The sequence below is a fragment of the Rhizobium sp. PK7-22 genome (genome assembly GCF_056530405.1).
The window spans coordinates 2,725,187-2,744,357 of the sequence record NZ_CP096514.1; the positions used below are offsets into that span (position 1 = coordinate 2,725,187).

Annotated in this window: 18 protein-coding genes, 4 tRNA genes and 1 pseudogene; 7 read left to right on the forward strand and 16 right to left on the reverse strand. The window is 62.3% G+C overall.

Going from position 1 to position 19,171, the window contains the following annotated elements:
- Nucleotides 1–16 precede the first annotated feature (16 nt).
- The 3 genes from M1E10_RS18100 to M1E10_RS18110 form a co-directional block, all read right to left on the reverse strand.
- Nucleotides 17–853: a response regulator gene (locus M1E10_RS18100; RefSeq protein ID WP_499174193.1), complete on the reverse strand. Its 837-nt coding sequence runs from the start codon at nt 851–853 to the stop codon at nt 17–19.
- A 145-nt stretch (nt 854–998) separates the two neighbouring features.
- Nucleotides 999–3,512: a GcvT family protein gene (locus M1E10_RS18105; protein WP_499174194.1), complete on the reverse strand. Its 2,514-nt coding sequence runs from the start codon at nt 3,510–3,512 to the stop codon at nt 999–1,001.
- 142 nt (nt 3,513–3,654) lie between these two features.
- Nucleotides 3,655–6,117: a mechanosensitive ion channel domain-containing protein gene (locus tag M1E10_RS18110; RefSeq protein WP_499174195.1), complete on the reverse strand. Its 2,463-nt coding sequence runs from the start codon at nt 6,115–6,117 to the stop codon at nt 3,655–3,657.
- Between the two features lie 147 nt (nt 6,118–6,264).
- Between M1E10_RS18110 and M1E10_RS18115 the strand changes: the two genes are divergently transcribed.
- The gene (locus M1E10_RS18115; protein ID WP_029618033.1) at nt 6,265–6,516 is read left to right on the forward strand and encodes a GlsB/YeaQ/YmgE family stress response membrane protein; all 252 of its coding nucleotides are present in this window, start codon (nt 6,265–6,267) and stop codon (nt 6,514–6,516) included.
- Nucleotides 6,517–6,535: 19 nt separating this feature from the next.
- Here the strand turns inward: M1E10_RS18115 and M1E10_RS18120 are convergent, their stop codons facing one another.
- The 3 genes from M1E10_RS18120 to M1E10_RS18130 all read right to left on the reverse strand — a co-directional run bounded on the left by M1E10_RS18120 (nt 6,536) and on the right by M1E10_RS18130 (nt 8,039).
- The gene (locus tag M1E10_RS18120; RefSeq protein ID WP_499174196.1) at nt 6,536–7,084 is read right to left on the reverse strand and encodes a DUF924 family protein; all 549 of its coding nucleotides are present in this window, start codon (nt 7,082–7,084) and stop codon (nt 6,536–6,538) included.
- 12 nt (nt 7,085–7,096) lie between these two features.
- Nucleotides 7,097–7,588, reverse strand: coding sequence for a heme-degrading domain-containing protein (locus M1E10_RS18125; RefSeq protein WP_499174197.1), 492 nt, complete (start codon nt 7,586–7,588; stop codon nt 7,097–7,099).
- Nucleotides 7,589–7,670: 82 nt separating this feature from the next.
- Nucleotides 7,671–8,039 carry a response regulator gene (locus tag M1E10_RS18130; protein WP_499174198.1) on the reverse strand — a complete coding sequence of 123 codons (369 nt, stop codon included), beginning with the start codon at nt 8,037–8,039 and terminating at the stop codon, nt 7,671–7,673.
- Between the two features lie 370 nt (nt 8,040–8,409).
- Here M1E10_RS18130 and M1E10_RS18135 point away from each other — a divergent pair.
- A pseudogene (locus tag M1E10_RS18135) lies at nt 8,410–8,890 on the forward strand (cupin domain-containing protein).
- Between the two features lie 48 nt (nt 8,891–8,938).
- Here the strand turns inward: M1E10_RS18135 and M1E10_RS18140 are convergent.
- The 4 genes from M1E10_RS18140 to M1E10_RS18155 all read right to left on the reverse strand — a co-directional run bounded on the left by M1E10_RS18140 (nt 8,939) and on the right by M1E10_RS18155 (nt 12,989).
- Nucleotides 8,939–9,553 (reverse strand): HAD family hydrolase, encoded by a 615-nt coding sequence (locus M1E10_RS18140; RefSeq protein ID WP_499177222.1) that lies wholly within the window; start codon nt 9,551–9,553, stop codon nt 8,939–8,941.
- Nucleotides 9,554–9,681: 128 nt separating this feature from the next.
- Nucleotides 9,682–10,599 carry a methylenetetrahydrofolate reductase gene (locus M1E10_RS18145; RefSeq protein ID WP_499174199.1) on the reverse strand — a complete coding sequence of 306 codons (918 nt, stop codon included), beginning with the start codon at nt 10,597–10,599 and terminating at the stop codon, nt 9,682–9,684.
- A gap of 94 nt (nt 10,600–10,693) precedes the next feature.
- Nucleotides 10,694–12,106, reverse strand: coding sequence for a vanillate/3-O-methylgallate O-demethylase (gene ligM / locus M1E10_RS18150; RefSeq protein WP_499174200.1), 1,413 nt, complete (start codon nt 12,104–12,106; stop codon nt 10,694–10,696).
- A 136-nt stretch (nt 12,107–12,242) separates the two neighbouring features.
- Nucleotides 12,243–12,989: a GntR family transcriptional regulator gene (locus tag M1E10_RS18155; protein WP_499177223.1), complete on the reverse strand. Its 747-nt coding sequence runs from the start codon at nt 12,987–12,989 to the stop codon at nt 12,243–12,245.
- A gap of 207 nt (nt 12,990–13,196) precedes the next feature.
- Here M1E10_RS18155 and M1E10_RS18160 point away from each other — a divergent pair, with 207 nt between their 5' ends.
- Nucleotides 13,197–13,529 carry a hypothetical protein gene (locus M1E10_RS18160; protein ID WP_499174201.1) on the forward strand — a complete coding sequence of 111 codons (333 nt, stop codon included), beginning with the start codon at nt 13,197–13,199 and terminating at the stop codon, nt 13,527–13,529.
- Nucleotides 13,530–13,686: 157 nt separating this feature from the next.
- On the opposite strand, the gene M1E10_RS18165 is transcribed toward M1E10_RS18160, so the two are convergent.
- From M1E10_RS18165 to M1E10_RS18185, 5 genes are all read right to left on the reverse strand, one after another.
- Nucleotides 13,687–13,763, reverse strand: a tRNA-Arg gene (locus tag M1E10_RS18165).
- Nucleotides 13,764–13,788: 25 nt separating this feature from the next.
- The gene (locus tag M1E10_RS18170) at nt 13,789–14,094 is read right to left on the reverse strand and encodes an ETC complex I subunit (RefSeq protein ID WP_499174202.1); all 306 of its coding nucleotides are present in this window, start codon (nt 14,092–14,094) and stop codon (nt 13,789–13,791) included.
- Between the two features lie 51 nt (nt 14,095–14,145).
- Nucleotides 14,146–14,222, reverse strand: a tRNA-Pro gene (locus M1E10_RS18175).
- A gap of 82 nt (nt 14,223–14,304) precedes the next feature.
- The gene (locus tag M1E10_RS18180) at nt 14,305–14,781 is read right to left on the reverse strand and encodes a DUF192 domain-containing protein (RefSeq protein WP_499174203.1); all 477 of its coding nucleotides are present in this window, start codon (nt 14,779–14,781) and stop codon (nt 14,305–14,307) included.
- A 2-nt stretch (nt 14,782–14,783) separates the two neighbouring features.
- Complete coding sequence (locus M1E10_RS18185) at nt 14,784–15,362, reverse strand: cold-shock protein (RefSeq protein ID WP_499174204.1); 579 nt, start codon at nt 15,360–15,362, stop codon at nt 14,784–14,786.
- A gap of 187 nt (nt 15,363–15,549) precedes the next feature.
- On the opposite strand from M1E10_RS18185, the gene M1E10_RS18190 reads away from it, so the two are divergent.
- The 4 genes from M1E10_RS18190 to M1E10_RS18205 all read left to right on the forward strand — a co-directional run bounded on the left by M1E10_RS18190 (nt 15,550) and on the right by M1E10_RS18205 (nt 17,015).
- Entirely contained in the window at nt 15,550–15,990 is a 441-nt protein-coding gene (locus tag M1E10_RS18190) for a VOC family protein (RefSeq protein WP_499174205.1), read from the forward strand.
- Between the two features lie 86 nt (nt 15,991–16,076).
- On the forward strand, nt 16,077–16,583 hold the full coding sequence (locus M1E10_RS18195) for a hypothetical protein (RefSeq protein ID WP_499174206.1): 507 nt from the start codon (nt 16,077–16,079) through the stop codon (nt 16,581–16,583).
- Between the two features lie 118 nt (nt 16,584–16,701).
- Nucleotides 16,702–16,776, forward strand: a tRNA-Glu gene (locus M1E10_RS18200).
- Between the two features lie 164 nt (nt 16,777–16,940).
- Nucleotides 16,941–17,015, forward strand: a tRNA-Glu gene (locus M1E10_RS18205).
- 24 nt (nt 17,016–17,039) lie between these two features.
- Here M1E10_RS18205 and recJ read toward each other — a convergent pair.
- Nucleotides 17,040–18,875 (reverse strand): single-stranded-DNA-specific exonuclease RecJ, encoded by a 1,836-nt coding sequence (gene recJ / locus M1E10_RS18210; protein WP_499174207.1) that lies wholly within the window; start codon nt 18,873–18,875, stop codon nt 17,040–17,042.
- Nucleotides 18,876–19,171: the final 296 nt, after the last annotated feature.

A 19,171-nucleotide genomic window follows, 5' to 3' on the forward strand; every position in this document is an offset into this window, starting at 1 on the left:
CCGGGTCCAAGCTTTACTAAGCGGCGGCAGTCTTGCGATCCGAGCGCATGGATCGGATCTGGATCAGGGTGTCCAGGTTCTGGTTGACGCGGCAGTAGAACTCCTCGTCGATGAACGGCCGCAGCATGAAGTCGTTGCCGCCGGCCTTCAGGAACCGGGCCGAGAGCAGCCGGTTGGAGGATGACGACACGCCGATGATCCGCAGCTCGTGCGAACCGCGAACGGCACGGATGCGCCGCGTGAGTTCGAAGCCATCGATGTCGGGCATATTGTAGTCGGTGACGACCAGACCGACATCCGGGTTGTTCTTCAGGATTTCCAGCGCCTTGGCCCCACAATCGGCCGCGCTGACCCGGAAATTGAAGCGCTTCAGGCGGCTCGTGAGAAGCGCGCGCGCCGTCGCACTATCGTCGACGATCAGCACGTGGTGGCGATGGTTGGTGAGGAACCGGGCAACCGATTCCGCCAGCATGTCCACCGCGAAGATGTTGTCCTTGAGAATGTAGTCGACGATGTCCTTCGACAGCAGCTGATCGCGCATTCCCTCGTGGAAGGTACCGGTAAAGACGATCGTCGGAATGCTGAGATCGATCAGATACTCCAGCGCCTCGCCATTTTCGGCGCCCGGCAGGTTGATGTTGGAAATCGCCAAGGTCACCGGCTCCGTGGAGCGGTCGTAGGCAAGCTGCAGCTCTTCGAAGTTGCGGCAAACCTCGACCTCGATCCCGAACAGCTCCTTGAGGCGCGTTCCGATCATGGAGGTAAAGACGTTTGAATCTTCCGCCAGCAGAATGCGCGCACCTGCCAGAGATTGGCCGGAATACTGCATTCCGGATATGCCAAGGAAAGTCATGTTACCCCTCAGTCGGTTACTGTCCCCTGCTGGTACAGTTACTCTCATGGCTTTGCAGAACCGTTAATGCAGCTGCTATCTCCTTGCGAAAACAAGAAAAGGCGGCCCAGAAGCCGCCTTTGAGGTAAATGGCGCGTTACCGCGATCAGGCTCTGAGAACGGCGTTATCCCGATCGAACGGGCTCTCCGGAACGATCGTTGCTGAATAGAGCTTGCCGAGGATCTTGATCTTCAACCGAGTGCCGGCAGCAGAATGTTCGGGCTTCACCATGGCAAGCGCGACCGACTTGCCGATCCGCCAGCCGAATCCTCCGCTGGTGGCGCGACCGACAAGCACACCGCCCTCGTCGTAGATCGCCTCAGAACCGCGCGCGTCGACATCCTCGTTGCCTTCCAGGATCAGCGTCGCGAAGTTCCAGCGCAGCCCCTTGTCCTTGTAGGCCAGCATTGCTTCACGCCCGAGGAATGGCTTTTCCGGCCGGATGAAACGATCGAGCGCAGATTCATAGGCATTGTATTCGATCGACAGCTCGCGCCCCATGTTGCGGTACGACTTCTCGACCGCCATGGCGCTCATGGCCCGGATGCCGAAAGGCCGGATGCCGAATTCCGCACCCGCCTCCATCAGCCTGTCGAAGATATAGGCCTGCATCTCGATCGGATGATGCAGTTCCCAGCCGAGCTCGCCGACGAAATTGACCCGCAGCGCATGCGCCGTTGCAACTCCCACGGAAATCTTCTTTGCCGTCAGCCACGGGAAATCCTTGCTGTCGAGGCTGCTGCGAGTGAGCTTGCGCAGAACGTCGCGGGACTTCGGGCCGGCCAGAACCAGCACGCCGTATTTCTGCGTGATCGGCTGCAGTTGCACCGAACCGTCGGCCGGCGCCAGCCGGGCAAGCAGATCGTGATCATGAGCCTCCAGGCCACCGGCGGAGACGAGGTAGAAGCGGTCGGGCGCCCATTCGTAGACGGTGAACTCGGCCTTCACGCCGCCGGCAGGCGTCGGCAGGTGGCAGAGGGCAATGCGCCCACGCTTCTTGGGGATCGCATTGGCCAGGATCGAATTAAGCCAGCCGCGAGCGCCCGGGCCGCTGACCTCCATCTTCGCAAAGGGCGACATGTCGAGAACGCCGACATTCTCGTGGACGTTCTTCACCTCCTTGCCGACATGCTCGAAGTAATTGGAGCGCCGGAACGACCATTTCTCGACGATCCGTCCGTCCTCCAGCGGCGGCGCATGATTGTGATTGGTGAGCACATCCGCGCCAACGCCGAGCTGATCCTTCGGCACCTCGTAACCCTGAGGGGCATACCAGTTTGCCCTCTCCCAGCCGTAGACCGATCCGAACACGCCGCCGAGCGTCTTGAGGCGATCGTAGATCGGCGTCGTCTTCAGTGGTCGCGCCGCCGAGCGCTCCTCGTCCGGATAGTGCATGGTGAAGACGTTGGAATAGGCCTCCTCGTTCTTCGCTATGAGGTAGCCTTCCGTAGCGTAGGGACCGAAGCGACGCGGATCGACCCCCATCATGTCCACCGTCGGCTCACCTCCGACGATCCATTCCGCAAGCTGCCAGCCGGCGCCACCGGCGGCGGTAATGCCGAAGGAATGGCCTTCGTTGAGCCAGAAGTTCTTGAGCCCCGGCGCCGGGCCGACAATCGGATTTCCATCGGGCGTATAAGCGATCGCGCCGTTGTAGACCTTCTTGATGCCCACCTCGCCGAAGGCCGGAACGCGCGCGATGGCCGCCTCGATATGCGGCATCAGGCGATCGAGATCCTCCTGGAACAGCTCGTATTCGCTCTCATCCGAGGGGCCGTCGACGTAGCAGACGGGAGCCCCGACCTCGTAGGGACCGAGGATCAGGCCGCCGGCCTCCTCGCGCATGTACCAGGCACTGTCGGACTCTCGCAGAACCCCCATCTCCGGCAGCCCCTGTCGGCGACGCTCCTGGATCGCGGGATGCGGTTCGGTGACGATATACTGGTGCTCGACCGGGATGACTGGCACGTCGAGCCCCACCATCTCGCCGGTCTTGCGTGCGAAATTGCCGGTGCAGGAGATCACGTGTTCGGCGGTGATCTCGCCCTTGTCGGTGGTGATCTTCCAGAGACCGTCCGACTGCTTTTCGATCGCGGTGACCGTGGTGTTGCGGTAGATCGTGGCGCCGAGGTCCCGGGCGCCCTTGGCGAGCGCCTGCGTGAGATCCGCCGGCTGGATATAGCCGTCGTCGGGGTGCTGGATGGCGCCGAGCAGGCCATCGGTCTCGCAGAGCGGCCAGATCTCCTTCACCTGTTCCGGCGTCAGGACATTGACCGTCACGCCGATCGTCTCGGCAATCCCCGCATAATACATGTATTCGTCCCAACGGTCCTTGGTGCGCGCCAGCCGGATGTTGGACACCTTGGAGAAGCCGACATTCATGCCGGTCTCTTCCTGCAGCTCCTCGTAGAAGCGGACAGAATACTTGTGCAGCTGGCCGACCGAATAGGAAAGGTTGAAGAGCGGCAGCAGCCCGGCCGCATGCCAGGTGGAGCCCGACGTCAGTTCCTTGCGTTCGATGAGCACACTGTCGGCCCAGCCCCTCTTGGCCAGATGGTAGAGCGTTGAAACGCCCACCACACCGCCTCCGACCACCACAGCACGCGCATGTGTCTTCATCGAAACGAACCCCTTGGAACAGCCGCTCTTTCGCAAGCGCGGCGCATGATCTGCAGCTCGCTGAACTATGCAATTCCGGCCCGCCGGCCAAACGCCTGATTACGACATGGGAAAAGCTTGCCGCGACGGCTCCCCTGGCGTCTCAGACACCGGCGCCGTTCTCGATAAGGTCGCCAACAGCACCGGGCGCCGGTTGACCGCTGCGACCGGGCCGCGGCAGGATCATGATATCCTGGCGCGCATAGGGGATTTCGATGCCCTCTAGTTCGAAGCGCTTCAGGATCGCGATCCGGACCTCGGCCCTTATCCGGATCCCGTCGGAATAGTCCGCCAGGCAGAAGCGGAGCTCGAAATCGAGCGAGGAGGCGCCGAAGGCAAGGAAATCGACATGCGGCTCCGGATTTTGCAGCACCTCCGGAACCGTCCCGGCAATCTCCAGCAGGATGGCGATCACCTTTTCCGGGTCAGTGCCGTAGGCGACCGAGACAGGGATTTCCGACCGCTGAACCCTGTTCCGGTGCGTCCAGTTGCCAACGGGCGCATTGATGAGGTCAGAATTCGGGACGACGATCGACTGCTTGCGGAACGTCTCGATCTCGGTGGCACGCACGGAAATGCGCTTGACGATCCCCTCGGTCGTTCCGGTGACGATATGATCGCCCACCTTGAACGGGCGCTCGACAAGCAGGATCAGGCCCGAGACGAAGTTCGACACGATGTTCTGCAGCCCGAAACCGATACCGACCGACAAAGCAGAGGCAACGAGCGCCAGACTGGAGAGGTCGATGCCGGCGGCCGACACACCGACAATCACCGCAAGCCCGACACCCAGGTAGCCGATGCCGGTCTTGACGGAGTTGCGCACACCCGCATCCACCTGGCTGCGGGCCATGACGTTGCCGTCGATCCATCGCTGCACCCAGCGGGTGACGATATAGCCGACCGCAAAAAGCAGGATCCCGCCGATGATACCGACGAGCGAGATAGTGATGTTGCCGATCGTGATCGCCGTGAAGAAGCGGTAGAACCAGGATTCGATGTCCGCGATCTGGAAGCCCCAGGTCAGCAGGATCAGCGGCACGCCGATCATCAGGGCAAAGGCATAGATGGCGAGACCTGCAACGAGGCCGACCTGATCGAGCGTTACCTCGCTCCAGTTGAACCGCTCCGCCAGCCGCTCGCCAAGCGCCGTGCGTCCGAAGACCTCCTGCTTGGATACGGCCTTGCCGGTCAGCAGGCCGATATAGACGGTGACCAGCACGGCACCTGTCAGGACGATCTGGGTCGAGATGAACCGGGCAAAGCCGATATGTCCCGCAATCACCGCAAACAGCAGCAGGCCGCCCATGAAACGCAGCAGAAGCGGCAGGAACCGTGGCCATGGCTTGCCCGTCGCCGAGGGGTCGCCGTCGGTGCGCATCACCGGACGCATGAAGGACAGCGCAATCAGCACGATCCCGATAATCGACGAGGCGATGACGCTCTTGGTGATGGTCAGAACCAGCGGCGAGTTGAGCGTCTCGCTGATCGTACCGAGGAGGTAATCGAGGCCGTTCACCACGGCCATCAGGATGACGGCCCAGCCGATCAACCGTGCTCCCTTGTCAGTCAGCCGAACCAGCCGCCAGTCAGGCTCGTCCGGAGCCAGAACAGCATGCGTCAGGCGCGACACGAAGTAGACGAACCAGATGAAACCGAAGAGCCCCGAGATGATCGGCGCGACGTCGGGCCGCAACACGCTGAAGCCTTCGAGGAGAAGATAGGATGCGGCAAGGAAGGCGGCCAGCGACATGGTGCGGATGACCGTCGACCAGAAGGCGACCGTCAGCCGCTTGAGGTAGGAAGGCGGGCCCTCTCCGTTCTCCCGCCAGATGAAGCTTCCAAAAAGCCGGTACCCTCCAGACAGGATCACCAGGCCGACGACAAGCGACAGTCCGAGGGCTCCAAACAGCGATGGCGCCTTGAAGCGCCAGGCAAAGCTCAGCCAGCTACCGATGGTGTTTCCGAGCCTATCGACCTCGACCACGAGCGCCTCGCCGGCCTCGCTGAAGAGCGCCAGTGACAGCTCCGTGTGCCGGAACAGCGTCTGGGTGAAGAGGTTGCGGCGAATGGTGGTGATGCTGTTGGCGAGCCGATCCGCCCCGCTGGAAAGGTTCTCCGCATCCTCGACGATCGCATTGATTTCGGCGCGCTCGTTAAGCAGGCGATTGCGTTCTTCCGTCACCAACGGCGGTTCGGGCGGCTGACCGGCTGCCGGTGGCTCGCCGATGACATCGAGGCGACCCTGGATCTGCTGCACCCGGGTGCCAAGCGTATCGGAGGCCGCACGCATCTCGGCAAGGATCTCCTCGGCCTGGGCGCGCAGTTCCGCCAGACGCGCATCATCGCTCGTATCCTGCTGCACGGCGGCGCTGAAGCTGTCGAGCTGCTGCCGGATGGCACCCAGTTTCTCGCGCACCTCCGTGTTGATCGAATCTACCGTCACCTCCGCCGCAAGATCCTGTGCGGACACTGAAGCTGCCAGCATTGAGCTGCCGCCGAGCACAGCAAGAACGACGAGAGTGCGGGCAAGGATCGACAGCAGTGTGGAGGTGAAAGCGGCCATACGGGTCTCGGATACAGAAGAATCACAGAGCGAAACTAGTTCCGCTTCGCGACGAAAGGAAGGAACAGAGAATGGGGCGAAAATCTTCATGGAACCCTGGAACATTCTGCTGCGTTACCATGCGCAACCAACACAGAGGGTAAGGTTATGGAAGACGCAGGAATCGGCTGGATTGCAGCCATCATCATTGGCGGTGTAGCAGGCTGGCTCGCTGAACAGTTCATGAAGAGCAACATGGGCATCTTCATGAACATCTTGCTCGGCATCGTTGGTGCGATCATCGCCAACGCGCTGCTCGGCCTCATCGGCGTCAGCCTCGGCGGCTGGATCGGCTATCTCATCGCGGGCTTCATCGGTGCGTGCATCCTGATCGCCATCGGACGAATGTTCAGGCGCTAGGCTTGAACCAAGACCAGCGTTAGAAACCGGCGCCGGGCCTCGACAGATAGTCGAGCTCGGCGTCGGTCGTTTGGCGCCCGACATACACATTGCGATGCGGGAAGCGACCAAACTCCCGGATCACCGCCAGGTGCCGTTCTGCGTAGTCCAGATATTCGGGGTCGCCGAGAGCCTGAAACAAGGTCACCGACATTTGCTGGTCTTCCAGCGCTTCGGAGTGCTCGAACGGCAGGTAGACGAAGGCGCGGCGCTCGACGGCAATGGCAGCATCAGCTCCCGCGTCGACCGCAAGTCTCGCCTCCCGCAACGCCATCCAGTCGGTGGCAAAGGCAAGCGGCGTCGCCCGGTAGATGTTGCGCGGAAACTGATCCAGCACGATGATGGCCGCGAGCCGATGCTCCGGCGTATCCCGCCACTGGTCCACCTCGCCGCGCGCCAGCGCCAGGTGCGTGTCCCGAAAGCGCCGGCCAATCTCGTTGTCGACGGCCTCGGAGGATTGGAACCACTGCTCCCGCGTCAGCCTTCCAAACCAGAAATCCAGAATTTCCTGTGGCGTCTCCACTGTCATCGCAATGTCTCCTCACGCAAGCCGCAGGGCCGCGTAGTCCTTCACAAGCATCCGGCAAAGAGCTTCGACCACGATGTTGTGGTCCTCGCGCTGCGGCAGACCGGAGACCGTGACGGCTCCGATGCAGCCTGTTCCCTCGACGAAGATCGGAAAGCTGCCGCCGTGCGTCGCATAATCCGCAGCCGACAGCCCGAACTTTTCTTCGATCGTCGTCTGCTGGTGGGAGAGTTTCAGGCCGATACCATAACTTGACGTGAAGAACCGGAGCGCCACCGCCCGCTTGCGCCGCACCCAGGAGGCGTTGTCTCCTGTCGTTCCCGGCAGGGCGCAATAGAAGGCCGGCATCGCATGAAGATGAACGTCGATTGCGACAGCCAGTCCGCGCTCGATGGCCATGTTGCGCAGAAGCGACCCCAGCTCCCAGGCCGTGGCTGCATCGAAGCGGCTGAAGCGCAGTGCCTGCTCCTGCTCGGATATACGGGTAAGATCCTGTTCGATCGTCAAGGGCATCTCCTCTCAGTGCGGCTGCATTGATGACCAGTCTGAGCAGGATGTAAAGGTCGCGGACCGGCCTGAAGGCTTTCCGCTAGTTCTGGAGCAGCGAGTGAATGGCCGTCAGGACGGTGTCGTGCTGGTAGGGTTTGGGCAGGAAAAAGGTCCGCGTCGGCAGCAGCATCGGATCAAGGCGAACGACGCCCGACGTAATGATGATCCCGATATGCGGTCGCAGGGCTCGCACCCGCTGCGCCAACTGAATTCCGTCCATCGAGCCGGCCATGTTGACGTCGGTGAAGACGATGTCGACATCGGTCCGGTTGCGCAGCAGCACCATCGCTTCGTCCGCATTGGCGGCCTCAAGCACGATGTGACCGACTTCCTCCAGAGCATCGAGCATCGTGAAACGGATAAGCGGCTCATCCTCGACGATAAGCACGACGGCCTTTTGTGTGGACATGTTCAACTCCAGAGTCTGCGATCGGCGGATGGGCAGCGCCGCAGCCAGAGACCGGGCCCGTGGCGTTGCGCTGTCTACACGCTGGCGCGCCATATAGGCAAACCTGTTGGACTTAGCCACCCTCATTCAGGGATCAGCGACATTGAAGGCGGCAATAGCTGGAAATTCGGCGGCCGCCGAAGTCTTGGCGCGCCGATTTGGGACAGGGCGCGAAAGTCCGCTCACCATCCCTTGCTTTTGGTCGAGGCGGATGTTGAACTTCGGACTCAGGACACGTTACCTCGCCTCAGCCGACCGCAGTCGGTCAGGGGCTCGCGGACCCCCCGCTCGCAAGAGCTGGTGAGCCCCGCCAACAACAACGAGGCGGCCCATGACGGACCACGACCACGACCACTCACCCACGGTTCCCGACTGGCGGGAGCATGGGGTCAAGGTCGTTCCCGGCACATCGCTCGACCCCAACACCGCCCACGCCCGGAATGAACCGCGCCACTGCCATCAACAACGCCCGGGCCGGCGCGGAAAAGATCTGGGCGGGCACCGTCACCATCCATGCCAATGCCAAGACCGGTGCCCACCACCACGGCGATCTCGCGAGCATCATCTACGTCGTGAAGGGCAAGGCCCGCATGCGCTGGGGGGACAACCTGGAATACGTCGCCGAAGCAGGTCCAGGCGATTTCATCTATGTGCCACCCTTTGTGCCGCACCAGGAAATCAACGCCAGCCGCGACGAGACGCTGGAATGCGTTCTGGTCCGCTCCGGCCAGGAGCCGGTGGTGGTCAATCTCGACATCGAGCCGGTCGAGAAACCCGAGGACGTTCTCTGGCAGGACCCGATCCATCGCTGACGCTGGTCGCGCAGTGCGGCCGGCGAATTGATTTGGATATGGCGGGAACTAGCGGGCGACGATCGAAAGGCGCCCGTCCGCTACCGTTCTCACCGCAACCTGCCGGTAGTCGAAAAGGGTTGGATGCGTCGTCGCCAGCGCATGCTGGTGGGTGGCGGTGATCACCACGACATCGGCGCCTGCAGCCTCGCCCGCCATCACACCGGCCTGCACATCCTCGAACACGAGCATCTGCGTGGCACTCGCGCCGATCCGCTCTGCGCCGAGCAGGTAGCCCTGCGGGTCGGGCTTGCCGACCGAGACATCTTCCGCCGTCACCATGAGCTTCGGCTGCGGGATGCCGGCTGCCGCAAGCCGCGCGCGGGCAAGGTCTATCGGTGCGGAGGTCACGATGGCCCACTGGCTCGGCGGCAGCGACGCCAGGAAGTCTGCGGCGCCATCGATGGCGATCACGCCCTCGACATCCTCGATCTCGCCGCGCAGGATCTCCGCGGCTTCAGCGACCGGGTCGATCCCGGGCAGGTTCAGGCCGCTGATCGTGTCGATGCCGCGCTTCCCATGCATCGTCGGCAGGAATGAGTCGAGATCCAGCCCGTGGCGCTGCGCCCAGCGGCCCCAGACGCGCTCAGCGGCGGCGATGGAGTTGAGGATGGTGCCGTCCATGTCGAAGAGGAAGCCGGCATAGCTGTTGGTGAAATCAGGGTGGAACAAGACGATTCCGATCGGTTGCGCGGTCTGGAGCTCAGGCCTCGCATTATCGCCTGATCAACCCACCGGCAAGCTTCCCCTCGTCAGAAGCTTGCCTCCGATGCACCGGCTTCGCGCCGCATCTTTGCCATCCAGTCCGCGCTGGCCTGGATGCCGCCCAGCGGGAAGACATGGATCTGGTCGATCAGGCTCTGCGGATGGCGCGCTTTGTAAGCGGCAAGATCGCTCAGGAGATCCGTGGGTTCGTAGGGCACCAGCAGCTTGCGCAGGTCAAGCGCCCGCTTCTGCAGCACGCTGAGCGACGGACCGACACCGCAGGCCATGGCAAACTTGATGAGGGTCTGGAGCTTGGTCGGACCTGCCACGCCGACATGGATCGGCAACGTGATGCCGGCCTCTGCAAGGCGCTCCGCCCATGCGATCACCGGTCTCGCCTCGAAGGCGAACTGGGTGACGACAGCCATCTCGGCATCGGTGCGATCCGCAAAACCCTGCTTCCACTGCAACGCCGCATCGACCAGCCGGCTGCCGCCTTCCCGGTCGATGTCCTTGTTGCCTTCCGGATGGCCGGCCACATGGAGTCGCTGGTATCCGAGGCGATCAAAGATGCCCGTCTCCAGCATCGCAATCGAACTGTCCAGCTCGCCGGCGGGTTCGGAGACGCCGCCGCCGAGCAACAGCGCCTGCGTGACGCCCGCCTCGTCGCGATACCGCCTCACCCAGGTCTCCAGCGTGGCCCGGTCCGGGATGATCCGGGCCGGAAAATGCGGCATTGGCTCGAAACCCTCGTCCGTGAGCCGCCGCGCCGTCGCCACCATGTCGTCGATCGGCGTGTCATGGATATGGGCGACATAAACCCGCGTTCCAACAGGGAGCAGAGGCCGGAAATCGCTGATCTTGGCCGCCGTCCGCGGCATCACCTCGATGGAACATCCCTGCAGGAGCTGCCACAGTCCGGATGGCGCGGCAGAGGCCTCGTCCTTGCGCAAAAAACCAGTCATTCCCATGGCCTGTCCCTCGGCGTCCGCGAAGTGGAAGCCTTGAAATGAAGAGAGCGAAGGATTGGCGGACGCCTGGGGCGTCCGCCAGCGATTTTCAGCCGACGCGCTTGGTACGCCAGCTCTCGGCGTAGTTCTGTCGCGCTTCGGCGGCGTAAGGCGTCGGAGAGACGCGGACGCGGATTTCCGCCTGTTTGTGGCGTTCCGTCGACGTCTTCTGGCTGCCGCCGTTCGGCTCGCCCCATATCATCGTCAGCACGTCGCCTTCCTGGATGTCGGCATCGACGACACCAAGCGACAGCATGCAGCGCTCGTTGTAGCTGTAGCCGTTAAACATCGACATGCCGACCATCTTGCCGTCGTGCATCACCATGTCAGCGCTCGTCGACGCGTAGTTCGGCTGCGGGAAGTCGATCCACTTGTAGTGGTCCTCGCCCGGCTGGAAGGCCGAGGCGATGACCTTGACGACATCCTCGGCATTCCACTCGAAGGTGACCTTCTTGCGGTTCTTGGCGTCCTTCAGCTTCTCGAGCGCCGGCTTGCCGATGAAGTCGGACTTCCAGCCGATGTAGAAGCCGTAGCCGAGTTCGAACGGGTTGACGTAGTAGTCCTCGATATTGCCGGACACGAAGCTGCCGCCGATGGCGCCGGTTGCCTCGTAGCTGTCGGCTCCGAGCCAGTCGCGGTATTCCTTCATCATGCCGTCACCGGTGTAGATGCCCGGCAGCGGCGACGGGATCCATCCGGATTCCAGCGTGTTGGTCGAATAGGCCCGGCTGCCGACCTGGTGCAGATCGACGCCTGCCTCGCGCGCCGATTCCAGGATGACACTGCGCACGTATTCGAGATCCGCGTGAGGCCCCCAGATCTCGAGGCCTGGTGCGCCGGCCATGCCATGGCGCAGCGCCTGGACGCGCTTGGAACCGACATTGATCCAATCGACGTGGAAGAACTTGATGTCCGGTACCGGGCCGCCGTTCATCTTCTCGAAGATCTTCGGCGCATCCGGTCCCTGAATCTGGAAGCGGTAATGGGTGCGGTAGACGGCCTTGCCGTCCGGGCGCGACGGCGAGCGCGGGTCACGGTGGAGACGCACGTTCCACTTGCCGATCGCCTGCTGGAACAGCACCCAGTTGGCGGTGGGCGCCCGACCGACGAGGATGAACTTGTCCTGCCGCTCGCGAAAGATGATCATGTCGCCGATAACATGCCCGGCAGGCGTGACCGGAACGAAGTGCTTTGCCCGGTTGAGATCGAAGTTGGCAAAGCTGTTGATGCCGACATACTCGAGGAATTCCGCCGCCTGCGGGCCTTCCACGATCACCTCGTCCATGTGGTGCGACTGATCGAAGAGGACCGCCGATTCGCGCCAGGCGCGCTGTTCGTCGCGCCAGTTGGTGAACTCGGGTGCGACGACCGGGTATACATACATGCCCACGCGCGAGTTGCGCAGCATCTCCACGACATTGCCATTTGCGTCGATTACGTCGGATAGACTGGACTTGATCACGTTCTCTCCTCCCTGAGATATGGTGTTGATGTATACATCAACCTATTTGGGAGCAAAACTCAAGGGGAAAGTGAACGCGCCTTTGCGCGACAACTGCGCGGGGGTACAGGATATCCGACGCGCTAAAATTTCGTTCTCAGCTGTTGAGAAGACCAAGTCCCGGCACCCGCAGGATCAGGTCCGGGCTTTCGTGGATCACATATTCGAGGTTGCGGCGGGCAATCCGGGCATGTTCTCGCGCCACGAATTCCGCGCGCGTCCCCTCGCGCGAGGAAATCGCCGATACCAAGGCGCGATGCTGCTCCTGCGCGACATGCAGCGACTGCCGGAAGATGTCGATGTTCGTCTGGTCGGAGAGAAAAGCCGAGGGAGATGCAAACGGCAGCCGCGTCGCCCGCTCGATCTCCCGCTGCAGAACGACGCTGCCGGCCAGCGTCACCAGCAGCGCATGGAACTGGGCATTGAGATCCGAATAGGCTTCGAAATCCACGTCGTCCGAGGATGCGCCAAAGCAGGCATCAAGGCGGGCGAGCACGTCTTGCATCTGCGCCAAGCCCTCCTGCGTCACGCCCCGTTCCGCCGCGAGCCGCGCTGCCGTACCCTCCAGCACGCCGCGCAGTTCGATCGCATCCAGAACATCGGCGAAGGTGAAGCTGCGCACGACGAAGCCGCCATTGGTCAGCCGGTCCAGCAGTCCCTCCTCCGCCAGCCGCGACATCGCCTCGCGAATCGGCGTGCGCGAGATCTGCAGCGTCTCGGCGAGCGGCACCTCGAAAAGCCGCGTGCCGCCAGGAAAGTCACCGTTGAGGATGCGCTTGCGCAACTCCATCAGCGCCACCGCCGTATGCGTCGTCCTTACCGCTTCCTCCACCGCCAAGCCCATCATCTCCCGCAAAACATGCCGCAATCTTATCGCGCAGACACCTGGTCTCGCAAGGCGAAACCCGAACTCTGTATACAGCGCACCGTCTGAGCTTCTTGGCTTTGGACACCGCTGGCTCCTGTTCAGGATCGACGTGCTTCGCAAGGACGCGTGCTTGCCATCCGCCGATGCGGCCCCATCTGGGTCAGCATCAAGGAGAAGTGCAGCATGAAACTATCAGCAATCACCCTGTCCGTCGTCGGCCTGGCCTGCCTCACCGCGGCGGGCTGCGTCAGTGAGGGAAGCCCCCGCGCCGTCTATGATGCCGGCCCCCGCTATGACCGCATCGACAACCGCGACAGAAACGATCGACGCCCCGATTATCATCGTCGAGACCGCGGCGATTACCGAGACGACAACCGGCGCGGAGGAGACGACCGATGGGATGGACGCCGCGGCAATGATGAGCGCCGCGAACGTGCGGACTGGGACGGTGGTGACCGGGACGGCCGCTGGATCATCCGCGACGGACAGCGGATCTGGGTCTCGGAGCGCCGCTAGCAGCCGCATATCGAATCATGATGTCGATGAAGTCGGCACCTGATTGAGCAAAAAAATGCTGTGCGGCGCTTACGACGCCGCGCAGTTCCTCCACGCATGGACTGCGAGTGAACTACCGCCAAGTAAACAGCAGAAATATCAAGAGGTTGAGGAATCTTGGCGACCCCGGCAGGATTCGAACCTGCGACCGTTCGCTTAGAAGGCGAATGCTCTATCCAGCTGAGCTACGGGGTCAACCGGCGCCAGGGCACCAGGATTATCAGTGCGTCCAGGGCTGGATGCGGTTGTAACGGAAATTGTCGGTATAGGAGAGCATCTGCCGCGCCACTTCCTTCGGCGCAATCACGCGGTATTCGATGCCTTCGCGCTTGGCGTAGGCTTCCGCCTGCTCCTGGCTTTCGAAGGTCAGGCGAACCTGCTGGCGCGTGTCGGAGGACGAGGTATACCCAAGGAGAGGATCGATGCTGCGCGGCGTTTCCTGATCGAACTCCAGAACCCAGAGATGGGTCTTGGCCTTGCCGGACTGCATGGCGTTCTTGGCGGGACGATAGATCTTGGCGGACATTCGCGACGACGCTCCCTGAATGGACCGGAATTGTGGCCTCATCCGGCGACGTGGTCGGAGTGGAGAGATTCGAACTCCCGACCCTCTGGTCCCAAACCAGATGCGCTACCAGGCTGCGCTACACTCCGTATTCACGTTGACCAGCGAGATACACGCTTACCCCCTGGCCTGCAACAGCAAAATCGAACCAGAGGACGAAAGGTTCCGACGTTACTGTCCGGCCTCAATGCGCGGGCTGATGACCCGGTCGCCCGAGGTGATGCCCAGAGCGTCGGCGCGTCCGCCATTCAACTCCAGCACGTAGCTCACCGGGCCGCGAGAATCGATGATGGTCTGGGAGAACGGCACGGCCATCTCGTGGATATGCGAGATCGTTCCGTCCTTCTGGATGAACAGCATGTCGAGCGGCAGAGGCGTGTTCTGCATCCACATGGACACGGGACGCGTGTCGTCGAAATCAAACAGCATGCCGTGGTCAGGCGGCATGCTCTCGCGATGCATCAGGCCCTGCGACCGCTGCTCCGGCGTCAGGGCGAGTTCCACCTGGAAGACATGCCTCTTGCCGTCCCGGGTCTCGATGACGAGCTCCTCCCGGTCGAACTGCAACTGCGCCGAGGCGACAGTCGCCAAAAGCATAAAAAGCGCCGCAAGGGCGCCTTTTCGTAGGAAAGACATGGCAGTCCTCATTATCAATGAGCCCGGCTGACGGGATTGGGAATATCGGGATGGATTTCCGCCGCCATCAGTCCCTTGTCCCCCGGGCCGAAGCGCACCAGCACCACCTGGCCTGGACGAAGCTCGGTCAGGCCAAAACGGCGCAGGGTTTCCATGTGGATGAAGATGTCTTCCGTTCCCTCGCCGCGGGTCAGAAAGCCGAACCCCTTGGTGCGGTTGAACCATTTCACCAAGACCCGCTCAAGGCCGCTTGTCGGCGTCACCTGCACATGCGTCCTGATCGGCGGCATCTGCGACGGATGAATGGCCGTCGATTGATCCATCGAAAGGATCCGGAAGGCCTGGTAGCCCCGCTCCCGCCGCTGAATGAGCGCGACGATGCGCGTGCCCTCCAGGATTGTCTGGTATCCGTCCCGCCTCAAGCAGGTCACGTGCAGCAGCACGTCCTGCATACCGTTGTCGGGAATGATGAAGCCAAATCCCTTGGCCACGTCGAACCACTTCACGACACCGGTAATCTCGATCAGATCGACAGGCTCGCCAGCGAGATCCTCGATCTCGTCAACACCTTTCGATGACAGTCTGTCAATCATGTCTGTCGGCCCCTCGATTACGCGCTACTGAGTCGGTTAACTGATTCTGGAGAGTAGATTAACATCTTGCTAACCGTCCAGCGCAAGCCCCCCGCTCTGGAATTATCCGGACCATTTCTATGTTCCATGCCTTGCCCGTGGCTGGTGCATGAACACATATACGAGCCGGAACAGGAGATCTCCACTGATGCGCTATCTACACACCATGGTCCGCGTGAAGGACCTCGACGCCTCGATGCGATTCTACACCGATCTGATGGGACTGCAGGAAGTCCGCAGGATCGAAAACGACAAGGGGCGGTTCACGCTGATCTTCCTGGCGGCACCTGAAGACGCCGAGGCGGCACAGTCGCTGAAGGCTCCGTGCGTCGAGCTGACCTACAATTGGGACCCGGAAGACTATACCGGCGGCCGCAACTTCGGGCATCTCGCCTACGAGGTCGACGACATCTATGCCTTCTGCCGCAAGCTCATGGATAACGGCGTCACCATCAACCGCCCGCCTCGCGACGGCAACATGGCCTTCGTCCGATCGCCGGACGGGATCTCCATCGAGATCCTGCAGAAGGGCGCAGCCCTTGCACCGACGGAACCCTGGTCGTCGATGGAAAACACCGGCAGCTGGTAACCGCTGTCGCGCGGCCGGCTTGCTCTCGCAGGCCGGCCGGGGCACCCTTGTCGGGCGATTCGCAAGCTGGCCGGATGGGAAGATGAATGCCGAACATGTGGCAGAACAAGCCGCGACTGGGTGCCTTACTTGCAGTGAGTTTGGTCCTAGGCGTTCTTGCTGGCTGCGCCACCAAAGCCACGTCCGCCGGCAATACAGGCACGTCGGACGGCTCTGAGACTGAACCCTCCGCGAACGCCAAAGATGGCAGCACCGCCTCCAGCCGCTACGTCGATCCCGCCCTCGTCTCCTCGGCCTCGGTCGCCGAGGACGCCTCGGCGCCTGATGCTTATGGCGTGCCGGCACAGGAATCGCCGGATCTGGCAGGCGCGGTGTCTCAGCCGACGGGAATACGGGCCGGCAGCGTCAGCATCTTCTCCGCGCCCGCCCCGGCTGTTGGCGAAGCGACGATGACCGGTGCCGCTCCAGGCAGTAGCGCGCCCGGTCGCGTCAACGCCACCGCCGGCAGCGTCTTCAGCGCTCCACCGGCAACCGCGGTCTATGACGGCACCGGCTGCGGGACGGCTGCCGATGGAACACCATTAAGCTGCTGATTCCAATTTGCTAATCTCGATTATTAACGCCGAGATGACGCTGTCATTTTTTTGCAGAATTCGCCACATTCATGCTTGCGGGTTGGGAATCACCCCTCTATAAGAGCGCTCACCGCACGCGCCCTTCGTCTATCGGTTAGGACGCCAGATTTTCATTCTGGAAAGAGGGGTTCGACTCCCCTAGGGCGTGCCATCTACCCTCACCTAAATTGCTGAAATCGTTCCATTTACGGAATCTTACGCGGCATCGACATGCCTGCGTCCGAGCCTCTGTTTTTTTGTTGTTTTCGACCTGAAATCTGCAATTTCCCGCTTGCGGGGAATCCGGCTCCTGACTATAAGGGCGCCACAACGCACGCGCCCTTCGTCTATCGGTTAGGACGCCAGATTTTCATTCTGGAAAGAGGGGTTCGACTCCCCTAGGGCGTGCCACTTCTCATCAATGATTTGAAGACTTTAAGGCGCCGGCGCCGCATCGAGGATGCGCAGCTGAATGCGGCGGTTCCCCTGCCACTGGTCGCCGCTCAGACAGCCCGCCACATGCAACTGGACGCCGCGCGAATTGAGCAGCAGGTCGCCCAGCGGCGTCTCCGCCGCGCGAAACGCTATGGCGTCGAGCGTGGTCCCGTCCGCGGCCTGCAGCACGGCCTTCACATGCGACGTCCCGACCAGCCGGGCATCCTTGATCCGATGCGCAGGAATGGCGAAGATCGGCTGCGCATGGCCCGAGCCATAGGGGCCGGCCTGCTCCAGCTGGTCGAACAGCGCGAGCGTGGCGCCGGATGCCGAAAGCGCGCCATCGATCTTCAGCACATGGTTGCCGACGAGCTTCGGGACGATCTCCCCGGCAATTTCGTCGAACAGCGCGCGCAGGCGCCCGAGGTTGGCCTTCTCCACCGTCAGTCCCGCTGCCATCGCATGTCCGCCGCCCTTGACGAGCAGCCCCTGGTCGACGGCGGCCCGCACCATCTTGCCCATGTCGAAGCCGTTGATCGACCGTCCCGAGCCCGTCCCCTTGCCGGAGGGATCGAAGGCGATCGCGAACGCGGGACGCTTGAACTTTTCCTTCAGCCGCGCTGCCAACAGCCCGACGATTCCCGGATGCCAGTTGTCACGGGCCGTCACCAGCACGCTGGCGCCCTCGCCATCACCGTATTCGGCCATGACCTCCGCCTCCGCCTCGGCGAGCATGGCCTGTTCCATGGCCTGGCGTTCGCGGTTGAGGTCATCGAGGCGCGCAGCGATCTCATCGGCCAGAGCGGCGTCGTCAAGCGTCAGGAGCCGGCTGCCCAGGGCCGCGTCGCTGATGCGGCCGCCGGCATTGATGCGCGGCCCGACCAGGAACCCGAAATGATAGGGCGTTACCGGCCCACCGAGGCCGGCCTTCCGGAAGAGCGCGGCCAGACCGGCATTGTTCATATGTCGCGCCGCAATCAGCCCCTTCACCACGAAGGCGCGATTGAGCCCCTTCAGCGGAACCACGTCACACACCGTTGCCAGCGCCACGAGATCCAGCCACTGCAGCAGATCCACCGACTTGGCGCGCGGGTCACCCCGCTCGCGCAGCATCCGCGCCGTCGCCACCAGGACCATGAAGACGACGCCGGCGGCGCAGAGATGCCCCTGCCCCGACAGATCGTCCTCGCGATTGGGATTGACGAGCGCCAGGCACGGCGGAAGCGCTTCGCCAAGCTGGTGGTGATCGATGACGACCACCTCGCATCCCTCGTCGCGCGCCGCAGCCAGCGCGTCGTGGCTGGTCGAACCGCAGTCGACGGTGACGATCAGGCTGGCGCCATTGGCGATCAGCTGGCGGATGGCCGCCGGATTGGGCCCATAGCCCTCGAAGACGCGGTCGGGAATGTAGATTTCCGCCTCTAGGCCGAAATGCGCGAGAAACCGGTAGAGCAAAGCTGACGACGCGGCTCCATCGACATCATAGTCGCCGAAGATTGCTACCTTTTCCCGCCGCTGCACGGCCGTCGAGAGACGGGCGGCCGCCTTCTCGCAGTCTGTCAGCGTATACGGCTCGGGCATCAGCGAGCGGATGGTTGGATCCAGGAAGGCCAGGGCACTGTCGAGCTCCACGCCCCTCCCCGCCAGCACGCGAGCAACGAGATCCGGAACACCGTGAACCTGCGCGATTGCCAGCGCGCGGTTCTGCGCCGCCTGATCGAGGCGCGAAATCCAGCGTTGACCCGACACGGAACGTTCAACATTGAGAAACGCCCGCGGCACGGGATCGACCTGGTTATCAGCAATAACAATGGTGGGAAGGTGCCTTGCCGTCATGGAGCCTTATTAGACTATCGACAGCTGAAACGGTATCTTTTTCGGCGCAAGCTAGGCAGCGCCAAAACGAGCCCCATCTGCACCCGCGGCCGTACAGATTTGAGGCTTTACAGGAGTGCCAGCAGCACGCACCCGACGGTAAACACGGGAACGCTCAACACCAGGACGGCCGCCCAGTTGCGGCGCTCATCCCGATCCTCAAGATTATCGTGATCGTTGGCGGGCAACAGGATCCCTCGCTCCGAAGAAACCGGTGACGAACCCCGATAAGCAACCCGAAAGGATCTACTTTGTGA